Genomic DNA, 21,031 nt, shown 5'->3' on the forward strand with positions numbered 1-21,031 from the left:
AAGTACGCCAACAACGTTCCAAACGCCAGCGGATCCTAATACGCCCGTGGCGACGCCAATTGTTGAGACTGTAACAGGTAGTACAACAAAAGGCTATGAGGTCAAAGGGACTGCTGAAGTTGGCACCACCATTGAGGTTCGCGATGCAGCTGGCACGGTCCTTGGTACTGCAACAACTGGAACTGATGAAAAATATACAGTGACTTTAGCTCCAGGAAAAGCAACAGCAAATCAAACGCTGAGCGTTGTAGCGAAAAACGCTAGTGGCACGGAAAGTCAACCAGCAACGGCGACAACACCAGCTGATGTCACTGCACCAACAGTTGATAACATCACAGGTAACTCTGGTTCGGGTTATGAAATTACAGGAACAGCAGACCCTAACACAACAATCGAAGTTCGTGATCCAGCTGGGGCAGTCATTGGTACAGGTACCTCTGATGCGAATGGTGATTTTACTGTAACGCTACCAACGGGAACGACCAATCCTGGGGATACGTTAACAGTGATTGGAAAGGATAACGCGGGAAATGAAAGTCAACCGACTGAAGTCCTTGTTCCTGCTGATGCTACGGTTACAGCACCAACTGTAACAGGAGTCACAGGTAATTCAGTTGCTGGCTATCAGGTGACAGGTACCGCTGATCCGAATGCTACCATCGAAATTCGTGATGTAGATGGGAATGTGATTGCAACAGGGACTGCCGATGGGACTGGTTCCTTTGCCGTGAACCTTCCAGCTGGGACGGCAAATGCGAATGAAACATTGACAGCGTTAGCCAAAGATCCTGCTGGCAATCCAAGTACACCGACAACCTTCCAAACACCAGCAGATGAAGTAGTGGCACCGCCAAGTGTCGACAAAATTACTGGGAATACAACACAAGGATATCAAGTGACAGGTACTGCTGAACTTGGCACCACCATTGAAGTTCGTGCAACAGACGGAACAGTTTTAGGTACCGCAACAACTGGACCGACTGGCCAATATACTGTGACGTTAGCTTCAGGAAAAGCAACAGCGAAACAAACAGTGAATGTAGTTGCTAAAAATGATACTGGACTTGAGAGTCAACCAACTACAGCTATGACACCCGCTGATGTTACCACACCAACAATTGGTGACATTACTGGAGATTCAACAACTGGTTATGAAATCACTGGGACGGCGGACCCTAATACCACCATTGAAGTACGGAACCCAGATGGAACAATTATTGGTACAACGACAACGGATGATCAAGGAAACTTTACTGTGGACCTTCCAGCGGGAGCCGCTAATCCTGGTGATACATTAACAGTTGTTGGAAAAGACGGTGACGGCAATGAAAGTCAACCAACGGAAGTGACGGTCCCTGAAGATGCAACCGTAGCAGCACCAACTGTGACGACTGTTACAGGAACAACCGCCACTGGGTATCAAGTAACCGGCACGGCAGAGCCAAATGTCACCATTGAGATTCACAATGAAGCAGGTTTAGTTATTGCTACGGGAACAACTGATGGTGCTGGCGCCTTTACAATCACTCTTCCGACGGGCACAGCAACAGCTAACGAAGCCTTAACTGCCATTGCGAAAGATGCTGCTGGGAAAGAAAGTAATCCGACTGCTTTCAAAACACCTGCTGATCCAGATGCACCAGTCGCGACACCTACTGTTGACAAAATCACTGGTAGCACGACAAAAGGCTATCAAGTAGTAGGAGCAGCAGAAGTTGGTACAACAGTTGAGGTGCGTGACGCCGATGGCACAGTCCTTGGCATGGCAACTACTGGAACTGATGGCAAATACACAGTGACTTTAGAGCCAGGGAAGGCCTCAGCTAACGAAACAATAACTGTCGTAGCGAAAAATGCAACAGGAAAAGAAAGTCAGCCAGCTACAGCAACTACACCAGCCGACTTAGCCACACCAACCATTGATTCTATTACCGGAAATTCTAGTAAAGGTTACGAAATCACTGGAACGGCGGAGCCCAAAACTACTATTGATGTCCGTGACGCAGACGGAACCATCATTGCTGCTACAACTGCTAACGAAACCGGCCAATATACGGTGACTCTACCAGCTGGCGTAGTGACACCAGGAGAAACGATTACGATTATTAGCAAAGATAGCGCTGGTAATGAAAGTCAACCAGCTACAGCCGTTATTCCAGCGGATGTTGTTTTAGCGGCGCCAACTATTACGAAGGTTGAAGGAAACAAAGCCAATGGCTATACAGTCACTGGAACTGCTGATCCAAATGTCACGGTTCAATTTTACAATAGCAGTGAAAAATTATTGGCAAGTGGCAATACAACTACTGGAGGCACCTTCTCCGTTCATATTGCAGCAGGGTTAGCAACAGAAAAAGAAACGTTAACCGCACTAACCACAGATACACAAGGAAATGTGAGTCCTAAAACCACATTTATGACGCCAGCCGATATTACGGGAGAACCAGAAATTAAAATTGCGGCACCAACTGTTTCTTCAGTTTTAGGAACGTCTAAAGCCGGCTACCTCATCAAAGGAACAGCTGAACCAAACCGAATCATTCAAATTAGTAACCGACTATTAAGAAGTGTGATTGCTGTAGGTGCCACCGATGCTGAGGGCAACTTCGCTATCCAATTAACAGCGGGACAAGCGACTGCTCAACAAAGTTTACTTGCGACAGCTACCGATGGCGCAGGACATTACAGTACGGCTACAACCTTCATGACACCAGCCGACCCAACGAATCCTGGAGGAGGCAATGGTAACACTGGCGGAAATAACGGCAATACAGGCGGCAACACAGGAAACAATGGCGCAACTGGTGGGAATAATGGGAATGGTTCAAACACAGGTTCAAATCCAAATGGAGGTTCTGGTTTAGGCACAACAGGTTCTGGCTTAGGTTCACTAGGCAATGGCCTCGGTACAAATGGTAGTGGCTACAATCCGAAACTAAGTACCATCAGTTATGGCACTGGAAATCACGGGAAAACAGGCTACTTACCTAGTACAGGTGAAAAAGAGTCCTCAGCCGTGACAACAAGTTTGTTTGGCGCCTTTGTCGCATTCCTTGCGAGCATGGGAATCATCAAACGCAAACGTAAAAACTAGCTCTCTCCTTTAATTCCTATAGATGAGAAAACGTATTGTTGAGAATTCCCCACTCAATGATACGTTTTCTCGTTCCATTTAATGAAGAAAAATTGCCAAATAGAATAAAATGTGCTATTCTATTTTCAGAAAATCGAAGGAACAAGCAGTGAAAGTGCTAAATCCAACCTGAATTTTTTAATGCAGGAGGAGTGGGCGCTTTTTTTGTTGTTATGAAGAAAGGAAGCTAATTATGCAATCAGCTACAATGGAATTTGATACAATTGCGGCGATTTCTACGCCGCCAGGTGAAGGTGCGATTAGTATTGTTCGCTTAAGTGGCGAGCAAGCAGTTGCTATTGCAAACAAAGTTTATCGGTCAGGCACTAAAGATTTAGCTAAAGTCCCCACGCACACGATTCATTATGGTCATATTGTTGATCCGCAAAACGATCAATTGATTGATGAAGTCATGCTTTCTGTGATGCGGGCACCGAAAACATTTACACGAGAAGACGTGGTAGAAATTAACTGTCATGGCGGCATTGTCGTGGTGAACCAATTACTGCAATTACTGTTACGTGAAGGCGCACGAATGGCCGAACCTGGGGAATTTACAAAACGTGCTTTTCTAAATGGCCGAATGGATCTTTCACAAGCAGAAGCAGTGATGGACTTAATCCGTGCTAAAACAGATAAAGCGATGAATGTTGCATTGAACCAATTGGATGGTAACTTGTCGGCGTTAATTCGTTCATTAAGACAAGAAATTTTAAATACTTTAGCGCAAGTAGAAGTTAATATTGATTATCCAGAGTATGATGATGTCGAAGAATTAACCACGAAATTACTTTTAGAAAAAGCCGAATTTGTGAAAGCGCAGATTCAACAATTATTAACGACCGCTAAACAAGGAAAAATTTTGCGAGAAGGTCTAAGTACAGCAATTATTGGCCGACCAAATGTCGGGAAATCCAGTTTGTTAAACCATCTGTTACGAGAAGAAAAAGCTATCGTTACAGATATTGCTGGAACGACACGTGATGTCATTGAAGAATACGTTAACGTTCGCGGCGTTCCTTTAAAATTAATTGATACAGCGGGGATTCGCGAAACAGAAGACATTGTGGAACGAATTGGTGTCGAACGTAGCCGCAAAGCGTTAGCAGATTCGGATTTAATTTTGTTAGTCTTAAATCAAAGCGAAGAATTGACAGAGGAAGATCGTCAACTGTTGGAAGCAACGAAAGGCTTAAAACGCGTTATTCTTTTAAATAAAATGGACTTACCGACAAAACTAGATCCTAACGAATTACAAGAATTAGTCCCTGCAGAAGAAATTTTATCCGTTTCGGTGTTGTCAAACACAGGCTTAGACCAGTTAGAAACGAAAATTGCTGATCTTTTCTTTGGCGGCCAAACAGGCGAAAAAGATGCTACCTATATTTCTAATACACGTCATATTGCTTTGCTGGATCAAGCAGCGCTTTCGTTACAAGAAGTGATTAACGGCATCGAAGCAGGTATGCCAGTCGATTTAGTTCAAATTGATATGACCCGTTGTTGGGATTATTTAGGGGAAATCGTCGGCGATAGTGTCCAAGATGAATTAATTACACAGTTATTTAGTCAATTTTGTTTAGGAAAATAAGACAAGAGAGGAATTTTTTATGAATCAATATCAAGCAGAATCATATGATGTTATTGTCGTCGGTGCTGGACATGCTGGCTCTGAAGCAGCCTTAGCAGCCGCACGAATGGGCGTTAAAACGTTACTTTTAACGATTAATTTAGATATGGTTGCTTTTATGCCATGTAACCCTTCTGTTGGTGGACCTGCCAAAGGAGTCGTTGTCCGAGAAATCGATGCATTAGGCGGCGAAATGGGTAAAAACATTGATAAAACCTACATCCAAATGCGGATGCTAAATACTGGTAAAGGTCCAGCAGTGCGTGCGTTGCGCGCGCAAGCTGACAAACATGCCTATGCGACAGAAATGAAACATACCATTGAAAAAGAAGAAAATTTAACCCTTCGTCAAGGGATTGTTGAAGAATTAATCGTGGAAGATGGCGTTTGTCGTGGTGTTGTAACTTCAACAGGTGCCGCATACCGTAGTCAAGCAGTGGTGATTACTGCCGGTACTGCCTTGCGTGGCGAAATTATTATTGGTGAATTAAAATATTCATCAGGACCAAACAATTCGCAACCTTCCGTTGGTTTAGCCAATCATTTAAAAGAATTAGGTTTAGAAATCGATCGCTTTAAAACAGGAACGCCGCCACGAGTAAAATCAAGTACGATTGATTATTCTGTGACAGAGGAACAACCAGGCGATAAAGAACCCAACCACTTTAGTTACAGCACGCCAGATAGTGCCTACAATCAAAACCAAGAACCTTGTTGGTTAACTTATACGAATGAAACAACGCATGAAATTATTCAAAAAAATCTACACCGCGCCCCAATGTTTACTGGGATTGTTGAAGGTGTGGGCGCTCGGTATTGCCCATCCATCGAGGACAAAATTGTTCGTTTTGCAGACAAACCAAGACACCAATTGTTCTTGGAACCAGAAGGGTTGAATACCGAAGAAGTTTACGTCCAAGGCTTATCTACTTCTTTACCAGAAGATGTCCAAACAGAAATGCTTCATTCTATTGAAGGATTAGAAAAAGTAGAAATGATGCGTACAGGTTACGCCATTGAATACGATGTGGTAGTCCCTCACCAATTACGCCCAACATTAGAAACAAAGGTCATTGAGAATCTTTATACAGCAGGTCAAACGAACGGAACTAGTGGCTACGAAGAAGCTGCTGGTCAAGGCTTGATGGCAGGAATTAATGCTGCATTGAAAATTCAAGGCAAAGAGCCTCTTGTTTTAAAACGTAGTGACGGCTATATTGGCGTCATGATTGACGATTTAGTTACAAAAGGTACCAACGAACCTTATCGCTTATTAACGTCACGTGCGGAGTATCGTTTGATTTTACGACATGACAATGCGGACTTACGTTTAACAGAAATGGGTCATGAAATTGGCTTAGTCAAAGAAGAACAATATGCCGCCTATCTAGTCAAAAAAGCGGCTGTTGAAGCGGAAATTGCCCGCTTAGGCAAACATCGGATTAAACCAACCAAAGAAGTGCAAGCATTTTTGGAAACCAAAGGCGCTGCTGGCTTAAAAGACGGTATTTTAGCTAGAGATTTTCTGAAACGCCCAGAAATCAGTTATCAAGAAGTCGCTCAATTTATTCCCGCACCTGAAGAGGCGCTCGATCCGAAAGTGATTGAACAAGTAGAAATTCAAATCAAGTACGAAGGCTACATTAAAAAAGCCATGGAAAAAGTTGAGAAACTAAAACGCATGGAAGCAAAACGCATTCCAGAAAACATTGATTACCAAGCGATTAACGGCTTGGCTACAGAAGCAAAACAAAAACTACAAAAAATCCAACCAGAAACGATTGCCCAAGCAAGCCGTATCAGCGGTGTGAACCCCGCTGACATTAGCATTTTGATGGTCTACATCGAACAAGGAAAAATCGCGAAAGTGCAAGGATAATAAAAATTTGAAGCAGTTGCTTCTTCACGGATGATTGATTGTGAAGAAGCAACTGCTTTTTTGTTTTGAATTAGTCTACTCTTTTTTCTAAACTACAAAAAAAGACTGTCTTAAATAATTTCACAAACTGACCTATACTGAAAGCGCAAACAAATGATAGGAGTGGAACAAATGACAGATTGGTTAGGAATTAAAGGAAAAGTAGTGATTGTTACAGGAGGCTCATCTGGTATTGGTCGCAGCATTGTTGAAAGCTTGTTAGCACAAGAGGTCTATGTCGCTAATTTTGATATTTCAGCATCAGAAACGCAACATGAGCATTTACTCTTTGTGAAAGTCGATGTAACTTCTCGAGCAGAAGTAGAAGCAGGTGTCGCTCAAGTGGTTGAAAAATTTGGAACCGTAGATGGCCTAGTAAACAATGCCGGCATCAATATTCCACGTCTATTGGTGGATAAAAATCATCCTCATGGGCCTTATGAATTATCGGATGAGGTATTCGACAAAATTGTAGCCATCAATCAAAAAGGGCTCTACCTAATGAGCCAAGCAGTGGGCCGGATTCTTGTACAAAAACAAGCAGGTGTCATTATTAATATGTCTTCAGAAGCTGGATTAGAAGGCTCCGAAGGGCAAAGTGCTTACGCTGCAACGAAAGCAGCGGTCAGCAGTTATACACGTTCATGGGCTAAAGAGTTAGGAAAATCAAACGTCCGTGTCGTGGGGATTGCGCCAGGCATTATGGAAGAAACTGGCTTGCGCACTTTAGCATACGAAGAAGCATTGGCTTATACACGAAACATTTCTGTGGAGCAATTGCGAGCAGGTTATTCAAAAACAAGTACGATTCCATTAGGTCGTAGCGGAAAACTCCATGAAGTCGCTGACTTAGTATGCTATTATTTATCAGACCGTTCAAGCTATATTACAGGCATCACCACAAACGTAGCTGGAGGTAAAACAAGAGGATAGAGGTGGGAAAACTAAATGACGCTAGTAAATAGATGGTACCAAGTAATAAAATTACTAGTTGATCACAAAGGAATGAGCTTACAGGAATTGCAAGAGAAATTAGCCGCAAGTCCTCAAACAGTTCGTAAAAACATTGATACATTGAATGATGAATTAATCGGTATCGCCCAAATTATTCAGAAGGAAAATCTCTTTCAGTTAGAAATCAATAACTTTGAAGGTTTTGAAGAGGTTTTGTCTGGACGGCTAAAAAGGGAATCTGATTTTAATTCTTCAAGCAAGCGTGTTTCCTACATTATCAAACGATTAATAGAAGAAGATCAATTTATTTCAACTTATGATTTATCCGAAGAACTCGCCGTTAGTCGCGGCACAGTTAATAAAGACATTAAGCGCATGAAAGAGCTGATTGCTCCTTGGCAGGTTGCGGTTGTAGGTACGCCAAACCGTGGCATTCATTTAGAAGGAAAAGAGTTTGATTTACGCTTGCTTCATGTGAATTACGTCCAAGAATATTTTGAAGAACAGTTTCTTCATGAAACTACCAAACAAATGATACAAAAAATAATCAAAGAAACAAGACTAGCGAAACAAGATAGTTTTCTTTTACGAAGAGTGGTTTCAATTGTTTTGCAGCGTGTTTTAGCTGGAAAACTCATTACGGAACTACCACCAGAATATGTTGATTATGTTCGTCATAACGAGCAGATTGAAGAACTGATGTATCACTTGGAAATAACCTATAATGTAACGTTAAGCCAATGGGAACGTTCCTTTATCAGCTTTCCTTTTAACATCAACACAAACCATATTCGTAATTCTTTATTGACTGATGAAGGACTTTTAGCTGACTATTTTCAAAAAATGATGAAAAAAATTCATCATTCAGTTGTTGTTGAATTTGATGAGGACTTCTTGTTTTCAGAAATGAAAGATCATTTAAGAAACGTGATGAATCGACTCGTTTTTCATGTGGAATGTCACGATTTATTTTATGGAGAAATTGAACGACAATATCCTTTGGCCTATGAATTAGCCAAGATTGGCTTGCAAGAATTGGGCCGTTTGTTGAATCGTTGTGTGCCGACGGTTGAATTTGGGTATCTCGCTTTGTATTTTGAACTAGCATTGAGAGGGAACTATGAAGCGGGAGCCAAAAAAGAAATCGCTGTAATCTGCAGTACAGGTCATGGAACGGCCTTGATCATTCAGCGGCAATTGGAAAAAGTTTTGGGTCCAGACGTCCAGATTGCCCATTTTTCTGAAGAAGAGGCAGAGAGAAGAGAATTGAATCAATATTTTGCTATTTTTACAACCATTCCCTTAAAAAATATTCGACCACAAACACCGATGATCCATTTAACTAATTTATTTAACGATACTTGGCTCAGAAATGAGTGGCAGAGAGCAAAAGAAATTCGTTCCGTGGAATCTCAAAATATTCATATGACCTATCAATTATTAGAGAATACTCAAGGTTACCGAGCGAATATCCAGAAAATGATTGCTGATTTAGAAGCAGAAAAATTAGTAGATCCCCAATTTATCGAACGAATTTTTACTAGAGAAGATCAACAAACAACTATTTTTGAATCGGGGATTGCCTTTCCCCATACAATTAACCAAGCCTTATCAACGATTATTTTATCGATTGGGGTTTTTGAAGAATCACTGGTTACACCAGAAGGTAAAGTTGATGTTATTTTACTGTTGGGTATTCCAGAAGAGCTGACGGCCACTGTTGAAGCAGAGTTACTACAACTATATGACCGCTTGTTTACAATCGCAGGAGACGAACGTTTACGTAATGAATTACGGAAGCAACGAGATGTTTTAGCGGTTAAAGAGTGGATGCAAAGGAAGGGGATTATCATATGAGTTTTATCTACGTATTCGGGGCGCTTTTTTTAACAGCTTACTTCGTTCAGATAGCTATGGGAATGAAACAGATTAAACACTTTAATCAAAACTACCAAGAATTGCGACAATTAGGGAAAGTCGCGATTGGTCGACGTGCAGGGAAGTTAAAAGCAGGCACGATTATCTTGTTTGCTGTGGATTCACAAGGGAAAATCTTAGCCGCTAGAAAGATGCAAGGTGTCACCGTTTTAGCTAAATTTCATCCCTTACCTCAGTACGTGAACGAGGATATTCATTATATGGATCATTACCATCCACTCGTACAAAAGGAAAATAAATTAACCCAACAAGCGATGGAAAATGCACGAGAAATTTACTTACGTGTTGAGCTTGGCAATTATCAAGAAACACAACCATTAACGCCGCTTAATGGAGCCAAAATTCAATGGCAATTATGGAAAAATAAAGTACAAACAAAATTGAAAGGAAGTGTCGAGTAATGTCTTATATTACAAAATTTGCGGAAGGATTTATGCACCTTTTCCAAACAGGAGCAGAAACATTTATTTCTTGGATGACAGGCATCGTACCTGTTGTTTTGATGTTAATGGTAGCTATGAATACTTTAATTGCTTTTCTAGGGGAAGAAAGAGTAACCAAAGTAGCCAAACTTTCTGCCAAAAATCCTGTTACGCGATATTTAGTGTTGCCTTTTTTATCCGCTTTTATGTTAGGCAATCCAATGTCCTTTACGATGGCACGATTTTTACCAGAATACTATAAACCTAGCTATTATGCTGCACAAGCGCAATTTTGTCATACCAGTAATGGAGTTTTCCCTCATATTAATCCTGGTGAATTGTTCGTTTGGTTAGGGATTGCGCAAGGGATTGATACGTTAGGACTAAATTCGATGGACCTAGCGATTCGCTATATGTTTGTAGGGATATTAATGAATTTTATTGGCGGTTGGGTTACCGATTTCACTACCGCCTATGTTTGCAAACAACAAGGAATTACCCTTAGTAAAACAGTAGAGATTGCTGTAGATTAGAAAGGAGCAAGGTGAGATGACGTACAATAGTATTAAGGTAGTTAAAGGAAATGGCGGTTATGGTGGGCCCTTAGTGATTACACCGACAGAAGAAAAACATAAATTTATTTATATTACAGGTGGCGGCGAGAAACCCGCAATCGTTGATAAAATCGTAGAATTGACAGGAATGGAAGCGGTCAATGGTTTTAAGACATCGATTCCGGATGATGAAATCGCATTAGCCATTATTGATTGTGGAGGCACTCTTCGTTGCGGAATTTATCCTAAAAAAGGAATTCCTACTATTAACGTTGTTCCAACTGGCAAAAGTGGTCCCTTAGCACAATACATTAATGAGACAATTTATGTTTCCGCTGTAGGCCCGAAACAGATTACATTGACATCAGAAGAAGCTGCTGCTGATACAGAAAAGCCCACCTCGAAAAAAACAGAATTTAAATATGATACAAGTAAAAAAATTACTGAACAAAAAGCGGAACAACAAAGTTTTGTTGCGAAAATTGGTATGGGTGCAGGAAAAGTTGTAGCGACATTCAACCAATCAGCCCGTGAAGGCGTACAAACGATGATCAACACAGTGATTCCGTTTATGGCATTTGTTTCTTTATTAATTGGTGTGATTCAAGGTTCAGGAATTGGTGAATTTTTTGCCAATATCATGGCGCCATTGGCAGGAAACATTGTGGGGTTAACAATTATTGGTTTTATTTGTTCTCTGCCGTTTCTTTCTCCTTTATTAGGTCCTGGAGCAGTAATCAGCCAAGTAATTGGTACGTTAATTGGTGTGGAAATTGGAAAAGGCAACATTCCGCCACAACTAGCTCTACCAGCATTGTTTGCTATTAATACACAAAACGCGTGCGACTTTATTCCCGTGGGCTTAGGCTTGGAAGAAGCTGAAGCCGAAACCGTTGAAGTCGGGGTCCCTTCTGTTTTATATTCTCGTTTCTTAAATGGTGCCCCTCGAGTACTAGTTGCTTGGTTAGCAAGTTTTGGATTGTATAGTTAAAAAATTTTTTTGGAGGATGGGAAATGTCAGTATTTACAACAAAGGTTCAGTCTATTGGACCAGAAGCCGAATTATTTAAAGAAGAAAAAATGGTCATCTTATTTGGAAAAGATGCACCAGATGCTTTAGCAGATTATTGTTATAACATTGAGGTTCAGCCAGTCACAGAAGCGATTACGGACAAGCAAACGTTAGTGATTGATGAACAAACTTACCAGATTACCGCTGTAGGCGAGGTAGTATTAACTAATTTAGACACATTGGGTCACATTACTATTAAATTTGATGGCGCAACAACACCTGAATTACCAGGTACATTATATGTTGAAGAAAAAGCTATTCCTGAAATAACTGTTGGTACAACAATCACTATTCTATAATTATCGTTTAAGGGAGGAACGTAAAAGATGGAATTTATGCTAGATACAATTAATCTTGAGGCTATTCGAAAGTATCAGAAAATTTTACCACTGGCAGGCGTAACGTCTAATCCTAGTATTGTTAAGCAAGCAGGAAAAATTGACTTCTTTGCGCAGATGAAAGAAATAAAAAAAACGATTGGACAAGCGAGTTTGCACGTCCAAGTGGTCGGTCAAACGACAGAAGAGATGCTAGAAGATGCCCAAACCATTGTACAACAATTAGGCCAAGAAACATTCATTAAAATCCCAGTCAATGAAGCAGGCTTGGCAGCCATCAAACAACTAAAGCAGGCAAATTATCGGATAACAGCAACCGCTATTTATACAGAATTTCAAGGTTATCTAGCGATTGCGGCAGGTGCAGATTATTTAGCGCCTTATTATAATAGGATGGAGAATTTAACAATTGATTCTCAAAAGGTTATTGAGCATTTAGCTGCAGAAATTAAACGGACGAACGCAAAGAGTAAGATCTTAGCTGCTAGTTTTAAAAACGTGGCACAAGTTAATCAAGCCTGTCAAATGGGGGCGCAAGCGGTCACTATCGCACCAGAACTCGTGACACAAGGCTTGGCAATGCCCGCCATTCAAAAAGCAGTAACTGATTTTCAGGAAGATTGGGTTGCTGTTTTTGGAGTAGAAACGGTAAAAGAATTAACATAAAAAGAACGAGAAGAAAAAGCGGTCATTTTTCTTCTCGTTCTTTTTTTGTTTCACATGAAACATCTACGATTATTCACTTGCTTAAAAATTAGACAATTTCCTTTATTTGTCAAAGAATTTCTTAAAAAAAAGGGTTATCTTTTGGGTATTTTTTTTGGTAGCAGTATGATGAGGGTATCAAATGATAGGAGGAAACGAGAATGAGATACACAAATGGAAATTATGAAGCATTTGCTCGACCAAGAAAACCAAAAGGTGTAGATGACAAGAGTGCCTACATCGTTGGTGGTGGCCTAGCAGGTTTAGCAACGGCTGTTTTCTTAATTCGTGACGGTCAAATGAAGGGCGAAAATATTCACATTTTTGAAGAACTCACGCTGTCTGGCGGTTCTTTAGATGGTAAATTTATTCCCCATGATGGCTTTGTCACTCGCGGCGGACGCGAAATGGAAAACCATTTCGAGTGTTTGTGGGATCTATTTCGTTCGGTACCATCATTAGAAGTAGAAGATGCCTCTGTCCTAGATGAGTTTTACCGGTTAGATTTAGATGATCCGAATTCTTCAAATTGCCGCATTATTCATAACCGTGGCGAACGTGTCCCAGATGATGGACAATTTACTTTATCCAAAAAAGCACAAAAAGAAATCGTTGATTTATTTATGACTTCTGAAGATCAATTAATTGGCAAAAAAATTGAAGATGTTTTCGGCGAAGAATTTTTTGAATCCAACTTTTGGATCTATTGGTGTTCAATGTTTGCTTTTGAAAAATGGCACTCTGCCATTGAAATGCGCCGCTACATCATGCGCTTTATCCACCACATCAAAGGTTTGCCTGACTTTACAGCTTTGAAGTTTACCAAATACAATCAATACGAATCGTTAGTGAAACCATTATTAAGCTTTTTAACCAATCAAGGGGTAGACTTTCAATATGAAACAACGATCAATGATATCCAAGTCGACATCAAAGGAGCTACTAAAGTTGCTCGGCGATTATTGCTGACACAAGCGGGCAAAACCAAAGAAATTCCTTTAACTGAAAATGATTTAGTCTTCGTAACGAATGGCTCAATTACTGAAAGTTCGACGCAAGGAGATCATCATACACCAGCACCAATTACTCATGAACTAGGGGGAAGTTGGAATCTCTGGAAAAACTTAGCAAAACAATCCCCAGAATTTGGGCACCCAGAAGTTTTCTGTGAAAATTTACCAGATGAAAGTTGGTTTGTCTCAGCAACGATTACGTGGGAAAATTTCGATATTGAACCGTATCTTTCTCGGTTAACACATCGTAAATTACGCACAGGAAAAATTGTCACAGGTGGTATTATTACTATCAAAGACTCTAATTGGATGATGAGTTTTGCTATGCATAGACAACCGCATTTCAAAGAACAAAATGATCAACAATCTATAACTTGGGTATATGGATTGCTTTCTAATAAACCAGGAAATTATATTAAAAAACCAATCGAACAATGTACAGGCCAAGAAATTACGCAAGAGTTACTTTATCATTTAGGGGTCCCAGAAGGGGAAATTGAACGTATTTCAGAAGAATCGGCTACCACTATTCCGGTGTATATGCCGTTTATCACTTCTTACTTTATGTTAAGAGAACCAGGCGATCGACCATTAGTTGTACCAAACGGCTCTAAAAATCTTGCTTTCATTGGGAACTTCGCAGATACTGAACGAGATACGGTGTTTACAACAGAGTATTCTGTACGGACAGCGATGGAAGCTGTATATCAATTGCTAGAGGTTGAACGCGGAGTACCAGAAGTGTTTGCTTCTGCATACGACTTGCGCGTCTTAGCAAACTCTGTTTATTATTTATCTGACAAGAAAAAATTAACAGAAATGGATATGCCGTTCGTGGAACGCAAAATGGTTGAACACTTTGTGAAGAAATTTGAGGATACGTATATCGGTGATATTTTAAGAGAAAATCATTTAATTTAGTTGAAAAAGCGAGTGTAAATCACTCGCTTTTTTGGTTGTTTTATTAACCGTTGAATAAATATTCATTATTATGTATATTTCTTTTGTGATTTTATGAATATTAAATATATAATATATCGAATGGGGGTAGAAAGTATACAACTTCGCAAAAAAATCTTAATTTCTGAAGAGACTTTTTCAAAATTTTGTTGAAAAGAAGGCGCATTTTTACCATAGTTTCTTCACATTTAACGGCTATTATTTAAACATACCCGATAAACAAAACCCTAACAAAACACTTTTTCATTTTTTAACTCCTCCGCCCGCCCTTCCCCAAAGGGCGGGTTATTTTTTTGCGTTAAGCAGTTGGCATTTTGTGGGGAAAGGATTATCATTATAGAAGAAGTATATAGAAAAAGGCGGCGAGAAGATGGGACGTTGGCAAAAATTACAACAAGCAATGAGTGCTGGTGTAGAGGCGGCGATTGACGCTGGCTGGGACCGCCAAGCTGTTTATGGATTAGTGGAAAGCGCCATAAAAGACACGCGTTTCTTGCCACTTAAGCAAGCGAAAACAGCAGTCGCGGAACTGTTTTCTGAAGTGGAAGAAGTGGGCTCTTCAGCGTATGAGCGATTATTTCGCTTTTCGGCTTATCGTCCGCAAGAAAAGCTCTCGTTACTTTTATGGCAATTAGGTGCAGTGTTGGATCAGCATGGCATGTTGCAATTAGTAGGACCTTATCGTTTCTCGAAGACGATTGCACCGCATGCGACGTTTTGGCACTTACTGGCAAAAACAGTTCAAAAAGCCTATCCGTTAGGTCTTCTTGGGAGCTTTAATCAAGAGAAAGCGAAAAAGATACATCAATTGAGAATGTATATTGATCGTCAAAATATCACGTATATCCGCGATTTTTTTAAACAAGAAGGGGACACCGATGAACAGGCATTAAAACGTTATGTTTTTGCGGCCAAGCCGCAAGGAATGGGCGGGCGGAAACTGAAAAAAAGCTCTGCTCGTTTGCATAACAAATACCCTGAGGGGGCATCTTATTCTTTAATTAATAAGAAACGATTGACGCCTAATTTTCACAGTGAGTTTATTTTGAATGAAGAAGGGACCTTTGTAACCCAGTGGGATGTGTTAGTTGAGGACTGGCGAGGCAGATTAATTAGTAATCCAGCCTATTATCAAGCGGCCAAAAACAGTGAATACCAGGAAAAAGTCTTGAATGGTGAATCGTTTAATTATGCAAATCGGAATAATCGTACCCATGAATTACTAGATAGTTCACCACCAGGGAGATTTGATCATCAATTACGAAAAACAGCCAAAAAAGGTTGGTTAAGTCCCCGTATCCAAGAATACGACTACCGCAGAGAACGACAAATAAAGTGCGATGATTATAGTAAGTAAAACAAGCCAATGTTTCACATGAAACATTGGCTTGTTTTAATCTTAGAGAAAGGCGGTTTTCGTTGCCGCCAATTGAACATTTTGGCCCATGGCTAGAGACTTTTTACCACATAAAAAGGCGGATTTTTCTTTTATCATTCAGGCAAAAATCTTCCGAAAAGCATTGCAAGAAATTGCTATTTGCGTTAAAGTAGGAAAAGATGATTGTGAAACATTTTTCTGTTTCACAAAAAAGGAAGGAGTCTTTATGCTACCCGAAGAATTTAGACAACTATTAGCCGCAAAAGGCATTGAATTGACAGACCAACAGATGACACAATTTGACCAATATTTCCATTTATTAGTAGAATGGAATGAAAAAATGAATTTAACAGCCATTACAGAAGAAAAAGAAGTTTATTTGAAACATTTCTATGATTCTGTTTCGTTGGCATTCTTTGAAGATTTTGCCAGTGACAAAGCCATTTGTGATGTTGGCGCAGGCGCAGGATTTCCAAGTATTCCTTTGAAAATTGTTTTTCCTTCATTAAATGTCACAATTGTTGACTCTTTAAATAAACGAATTACTTTCCTAACAGAGTTGGTGAATCAACTAGGTTTGGCTAATGTTTCTTTGTATCATGATCGTGCAGAAACATTTGGTCAAAAAGCAGAATTTCGTGGCGCGTTTGATTACGTTACAGCGCGAGCAGTTGCACGGTTGAATGTTTTAAGTGAACTGTGTTTACCCTTAGTTAAAAAAGAAGGCTATTTTTTAGCCTTAAAAGCATCGAAAAGTGAAGAAGAAATTAATGAAGCAAAACCTGCAATCGCTACATTAGGCGGTCAATTTCAAAAAGAAGTTGGTTTTACTTTGCCGATTACGGCAGACGAACGCCACATTGTCGTGATTCAAAAGAAAAAAGAAACCCCTAAAAAATATCCCAGAAAACCTGGATTACCAAATAAACAACCGATTAAATAAGATGGAGGCACACACATGACACGAATTATTTCTGTAGCGAACCAAAAAGGCGGCGTTGGTAAAACAACGACCACTGTAAATTTAGGCGCATGTTTAGCAAACTTAGGCAAAAAAGTCTTACTGATCGACATTGATGCACAAGGAAATGCTACCAGTGGCATGGGTGTCCCTAAACCAGATGTCGCACACGATGTGTATGATGTCCTTGTAAATGAAGAACCAATCACTAGCGTGGTTCAACATACCAGCCGTGAAAATTTAGATATTGTTCCTGCTACTATTCAATTAGCAGGCGCCGAAATTGAGTTAACTTCAATGATGGCTCGAGAATCGCGCTTGAAATTAGCAATTGATGAAGTAAGAGACATGTATGATTTCGTTTTAATTGATTGCCCGCCTTCTCTAGGGCATTTAACAATCAATGCTTTTACAGCAAGTGATTCGATTCTAATTCCTGTTCAATGTGAATATTACGCATTAGAAGGCTTGAGTCAATTGCTAAATACGATTCGCTTGGTTCAAAAACATTTTAACCCTGAATTGAAAATTGAAGGGGTCTTGTTAACCATGTACGATGCTCGGACCAATTTAGGTGCCGAAGTCGTTGAAGAAGTCCGTAAATATTTCCGTGAAAAAGTCTATGACACGATTATTCCAAGAAATGTCCGTTTATCCGAAGCACCAAGTCATGGTTTACCAATCATTGACTATGATATTCGCTCAAAAGGTGCCGAAGTGTATCAAGCACTAGCAAAGGAAGTGTTGGAGAATGAATAAAGGCAAAGGTTTAGGCAGAGGCATCGATGCCTTGTTTCAAGATATCGCAAAGCTAGAAGATGTCGACGTTAAGAACGAACAAGTGACAGAAATTCTATTAAACGAACTTCGTCCCAATCCTTACCAACCGCGGAAAACATTTGATGAAACCTCTTTACAAGAACTTGCAAACTCGATTCTACATTCCGGTGTGTTTCAACCGATTATTGTCCGTAAATCGGCAGTTAAAGGCTATGAAATTATTGCAGGTGAGCGTCGGTTCCGGGCTTCTAAATTAGCCGGCAAAGAAAAAATTCCTGCAATTATTCGCGAATTTGATGAAGAATCCATGATGCAAGTTGCTGTTTTGGAAAACTTACAAAGGGAAGATTTAAATCCGCTAGAAGAAGCAGAAGCCTATGAAATGCTAATGAAAAATTTGAAATTAACACAAGCGGAAGTCGCAGAACGTTTGGGAAAAAGTCGCCCGTATATTGCCAATTATTTACGGTTGCTAACCTTACCAGATGCGGTCAAAGCAATGGTTCAAAAACAAAGCATGTCAATGGGTCAAGCACGGACGTTATTAGGCTTGAAGAACAAAGAACAGCTATTACCATTAGCTAATCGTTGTATTAAAGACAATTTAACGGTTCGACAATTAGAACAACTTGTCGCTGAATTAAACGAAACACAAGGCAAAAAGGGCAAAAAAGCGAAAAAAGCCATCAAAGAAAAACCCATTTATATTCGTGAAAGTGAAGACCGTTTAATGGATAAATTTGGGACAACCGTAGCAATTCAAGAAAAAGAAGGCAAAGGAAAAATTGAAATTGAGTACTTGTCCTCTTCGGATTTGGCTAGGATTTTAGATATTTTAGATATTCATTTTGACGAGGAATAAGAAGCAAGGTGAGAAAGTAAGATAGAAAGTCACAAATCCTTTTGCTAGTTTCGTTAAAAAATGGTATTGTAATCATGGTATTTTTATATAAGTAAGAGAAGAAAGAAGGCTTGGAACATGTATGATTTAGGCGATATTGTCGAAATGAAAAAGCCGCATGCTTGCCAAGCAAATCGTTGGCAAATCATTCGCATGGGCGCTGATATCAAAATCAAGTGCACGAATTGCGGGCATATTGTCATGATGCCGCGTCGTGATTTTACTAAAAAATTAAAAAAAGTAATCGAGAAAAAAGCAGACTAATGCTTTGATGCCTCTAATAGAAAAGAGAATAGACTGAGAGAAAGAGTGGAAAACAAATGGCACTAACAGCTGGAATTGTCGGCTTACCAAACGTTGGTAAATCGACCCTATTTAACGCAATTACAAAAGCAGGAGCAGAAGCTGCAAATTATCCCTTTGCAACGATTGATCCGAACGTCGGCATGGTTGAAGTACCAGATGCCCGTTTACAACGCTTGACAGAACTAGTAAAACCGAAAAAAACAGTTCCCACAACGTTTGAATTTACAGACATCGCCGGAATTGTTAAAGGTGCCAGCAAAGGAGAAGGGCTGGGAAATCAGTTTTTAAGTCACATTCGTCAAGTAGATGCAATCTGTCACGTGGTTCGTTGTTTTGATGACGAAAATATCATGCGTGAACAAAATCGGGATGCGGATTTCGTTGATCCTTTAGCAGACATTGATACAATTAATTTAGAGCTAATTTTAGCAGATTTAGATTCAATCAATAAGCGCTATACTCGCGTGGCTAAAATGGCGAAAGCAAAAGATAAAGAAGCGGTGGAAGAATTAGCTGTTTTAGACAAAATTAAACCAGTTTTAGAAGAAGGTTTATCTGCTCGTACGATTGAATTTACGCCAGAAGAAGAGAAAATTGTTAAATCTCTTTTCTTATTAACCACAAAGCCGGTCCTTTATGTAGCAAATGTTTCAGAAGATGAAGTGGCGGATCCAGACAACAATGAGTATGTACAACAAGTTCGTAATTTTGCAACCAGTGAAAATGCGGAAGTAATCGTGGTTAGTGCGCGAGCAGAAGAAGAAATTGCTGAATTGGATTCTGAAGAAGACAAGGCTGAATTTTTAGAAGCAATGGGTATTGAACAATCTGGCTTAGATCAATTGATTCGTGCGGCTTACGATTTGTTAGGCTTAGCTACCTACTTTACAGCTGGTGAACAAGAAGTTCGTGCGTGGACGTTCCGTAAGGGAATCAAGGCACCTCAAGCAGCTGGGATTATCCACAGTGATTTTGAACGAGGCTTCATTCGTGCGGAAACTGTTTCTTATGAAGACCTAGATAAATATGGCAATATGCAAGCTGCCAAAGAAGCGGGCCGTGTTCGTTTAGAAGGAAAAGACTACGTCGTTCAAGATGGCGATGTTATGTTGTTCCGTTTTAACGTTTAAGAAAAGACCCATGCCCAACAAGCAATTTGTTTTGGGGTAAGCCCACATATTTAAGGCCATTCAGCCGTTTAGAAAGAGGTTCCCTCTACATGAGGGTGAGGAGGATACAACTATGGAAGCAGAAGCATTACGAGCAATCGTGGCTGAGAATCGTCAATTAGAACAGAATTTGACTAAAAGAAATGAACAATACATTTTTGACTTAAAAAAATCATTAAAAGCGGCTAATTTATCTGAAGAAGAGCTAGCATTGGCTCTACACGGTATTTTGCCAGAATTAGTAGCCGGTCAAAAAACAGGCAAAACAGCCCGTCAGTTATTTGGCACTGTTTCAGAACGGACGGAAGCAATTTTAAATAAACCAGCAGAAGTTAAAGAACCAGCGGGCTGGATGATTTGGCTCGACAATACCTTACTATTACTTGGTTTATTAACAATCATGTTAGCGGCGATGTCTCTATTTTCAAAAGGAACCGCACAGCCTCTCGGATTAACCACATATATCTTAGGTGCGATGGCTGGGGGTTATGTTTTCTATCTAATGCACAAATATGTTTACCGTTTTGATCGTCAAGGTGGCGACAAAAGCAAACGTCCTGGTTGGTTAAAAACGACCGCCATTCTATTTGGTGGGATGTTCTTGTGGATTGCAGTTTTCGCCGGTTCAGCGATGCTGCCACCAGTGATCAATCCCATTTTAGATCCGATGATTGCTTTAGTAATCGGTGCGTTAGCCTTTGTAGCACGCTATTTCTTCAAGAAAAAATACAATATTCAAGGTAGTTTCATGACACGTCAATAAACGGCGCGCGCTCAATTGTGAAGGCGCTCGGCTGACGCAGAAACTGCAACAAGCAAAGTCGCTCTCTCAATAGAGCGTTTTAACAGTTAAAGCCTGGGGGATTAGTCGAAAAAACTAGTGTCCCAGGCTTCTGTTT

18 protein-coding genes are annotated in these 21,031 nt (G+C 40.2%); all 18 read left to right on the top strand.

The window, feature by feature from the left end; genetic code table 11:
- The coding region (locus tag HMPREF2810_RS03635) for an Ig-like domain-containing protein (RefSeq protein ID WP_002416253.1) at positions 1-3,094 on the top strand (3,094 nt) is incomplete at its 5' end.
- A gap of 232 nt (positions 3,095-3,326) precedes the next feature.
- Positions 3,327-4,724, top strand: a complete 1,398-nt coding sequence (mnmE, locus tag HMPREF2810_RS03645) for a tRNA uridine-5-carboxymethylaminomethyl(34) synthesis GTPase MnmE (protein ID WP_002383535.1) — start codon at positions 3,327-3,329, stop codon at positions 4,722-4,724.
- Positions 4,725-4,743: 19 nt separating this feature from the next.
- On the top strand, positions 4,744-6,642 hold the full coding sequence (gene mnmG, locus HMPREF2810_RS03650; protein ID WP_002355988.1) for a tRNA uridine-5-carboxymethylaminomethyl(34) synthesis enzyme MnmG: 1,899 nt from the start codon (positions 4,744-4,746) through the stop codon (positions 6,640-6,642).
- Between the two features lie 171 nt (positions 6,643-6,813).
- Entirely contained in the window at positions 6,814-7,614 is an 801-nt protein-coding gene (locus HMPREF2810_RS03655) for an SDR family oxidoreductase (RefSeq protein ID WP_002355987.1), read from the top strand.
- Between the two features lie 15 nt (positions 7,615-7,629).
- Entirely contained in the window at positions 7,630-9,492 is a 1,863-nt protein-coding gene (locus HMPREF2810_RS03660) for a BglG family transcription antiterminator (protein ID WP_002383537.1), read from the top strand.
- On the top strand, positions 9,489-9,974 hold the full coding sequence (locus tag HMPREF2810_RS03665) for a transcriptional regulator GutM (RefSeq protein ID WP_002355985.1): 486 nt from the start codon (positions 9,489-9,491) through the stop codon (positions 9,972-9,974). The genes HMPREF2810_RS03660 and HMPREF2810_RS03665 overlap by 4 nt, the downstream gene beginning before the upstream one ends.
- Positions 9,974-10,528 (top strand): PTS glucitol/sorbitol transporter subunit IIC, encoded by a 555-nt coding sequence (locus HMPREF2810_RS03670; protein ID WP_002355983.1) that lies wholly within the window; start codon positions 9,974-9,976, stop codon positions 10,526-10,528. Before HMPREF2810_RS03665 ends, HMPREF2810_RS03670 begins: the two co-directional genes overlap by 1 nt.
- 16 nt (positions 10,529-10,544) lie before the next feature.
- The gene (locus HMPREF2810_RS03675) at positions 10,545-11,540 is read left to right on the top strand and encodes a PTS glucitol/sorbitol transporter subunit IIB (protein ID WP_002355982.1); all 996 of its coding nucleotides are present in this window, start codon (positions 10,545-10,547) and stop codon (positions 11,538-11,540) included.
- Between the two features lie 23 nt (positions 11,541-11,563).
- Entirely contained in the window at positions 11,564-11,920 is a 357-nt protein-coding gene (locus tag HMPREF2810_RS03680) for a PTS glucitol/sorbitol transporter subunit IIA (RefSeq protein WP_002355981.1), read from the top strand.
- Between the two features lie 27 nt (positions 11,921-11,947).
- Positions 11,948-12,625, top strand: a complete 678-nt coding sequence (locus tag HMPREF2810_RS03685) for a fructose-6-phosphate aldolase (protein WP_002367532.1) — start codon at positions 11,948-11,950, stop codon at positions 12,623-12,625.
- A gap of 200 nt (positions 12,626-12,825) precedes the next feature.
- On the top strand, positions 12,826-14,598 hold the full coding sequence (locus HMPREF2810_RS03690) for an oleate hydratase (protein ID WP_002361446.1): 1,773 nt from the start codon (positions 12,826-12,828) through the stop codon (positions 14,596-14,598).
- A 409-nt stretch (positions 14,599-15,007) separates the two neighbouring features.
- Positions 15,008-15,994 (top strand): DUF3114 domain-containing protein, encoded by a 987-nt coding sequence (locus HMPREF2810_RS03695; protein WP_002383539.1) that lies wholly within the window; start codon positions 15,008-15,010, stop codon positions 15,992-15,994.
- A gap of 247 nt (positions 15,995-16,241) precedes the next feature.
- Complete coding sequence (rsmG, locus tag HMPREF2810_RS03700; RefSeq protein WP_002355977.1) at positions 16,242-16,958, top strand: 16S rRNA (guanine(527)-N(7))-methyltransferase RsmG; 717 nt, start codon at positions 16,242-16,244, stop codon at positions 16,956-16,958.
- Between the two features lie 15 nt (positions 16,959-16,973).
- A complete protein-coding gene (locus HMPREF2810_RS03705) occupies positions 16,974-17,735 on the top strand; it encodes a ParA family protein (protein ID WP_002355976.1) in 762 nt (253 codons plus the stop codon).
- Positions 17,728-18,618: a ParB/RepB/Spo0J family partition protein gene (locus tag HMPREF2810_RS03710; protein WP_002355975.1), complete on the top strand. Its 891-nt coding sequence runs from the start codon at positions 17,728-17,730 to the stop codon at positions 18,616-18,618. The genes HMPREF2810_RS03705 and HMPREF2810_RS03710 overlap by 8 nt, the downstream gene beginning before the upstream one ends.
- A 117-nt stretch (positions 18,619-18,735) precedes the next feature.
- Positions 18,736-18,921, top strand: coding sequence for a DUF951 domain-containing protein (locus HMPREF2810_RS03715; protein ID WP_002355974.1), 186 nt, complete (start codon positions 18,736-18,738; stop codon positions 18,919-18,921).
- 56 nt (positions 18,922-18,977) lie between these two features.
- Entirely contained in the window at positions 18,978-20,093 is a 1,116-nt protein-coding gene (gene ychF, locus HMPREF2810_RS03720; protein ID WP_002355971.1) for a redox-regulated ATPase YchF, read from the top strand.
- 112 nt (positions 20,094-20,205) lie between these two features.
- A complete protein-coding gene (locus HMPREF2810_RS03725; RefSeq protein WP_002363563.1) occupies positions 20,206-20,895 on the top strand; it encodes a DUF1129 domain-containing protein in 690 nt (229 codons plus the stop codon).
- The last annotated feature ends 136 nt before the right edge of the window (positions 20,896-21,031 follow it).

Origin of the sequence: Enterococcus sp. HMSC078F03, assembly GCF_001811595.1 — a bacterium.
Classification (GTDB): Bacteria; Bacillota; Bacilli; order Lactobacillales; family Enterococcaceae; genus Enterococcus; species Enterococcus faecalis.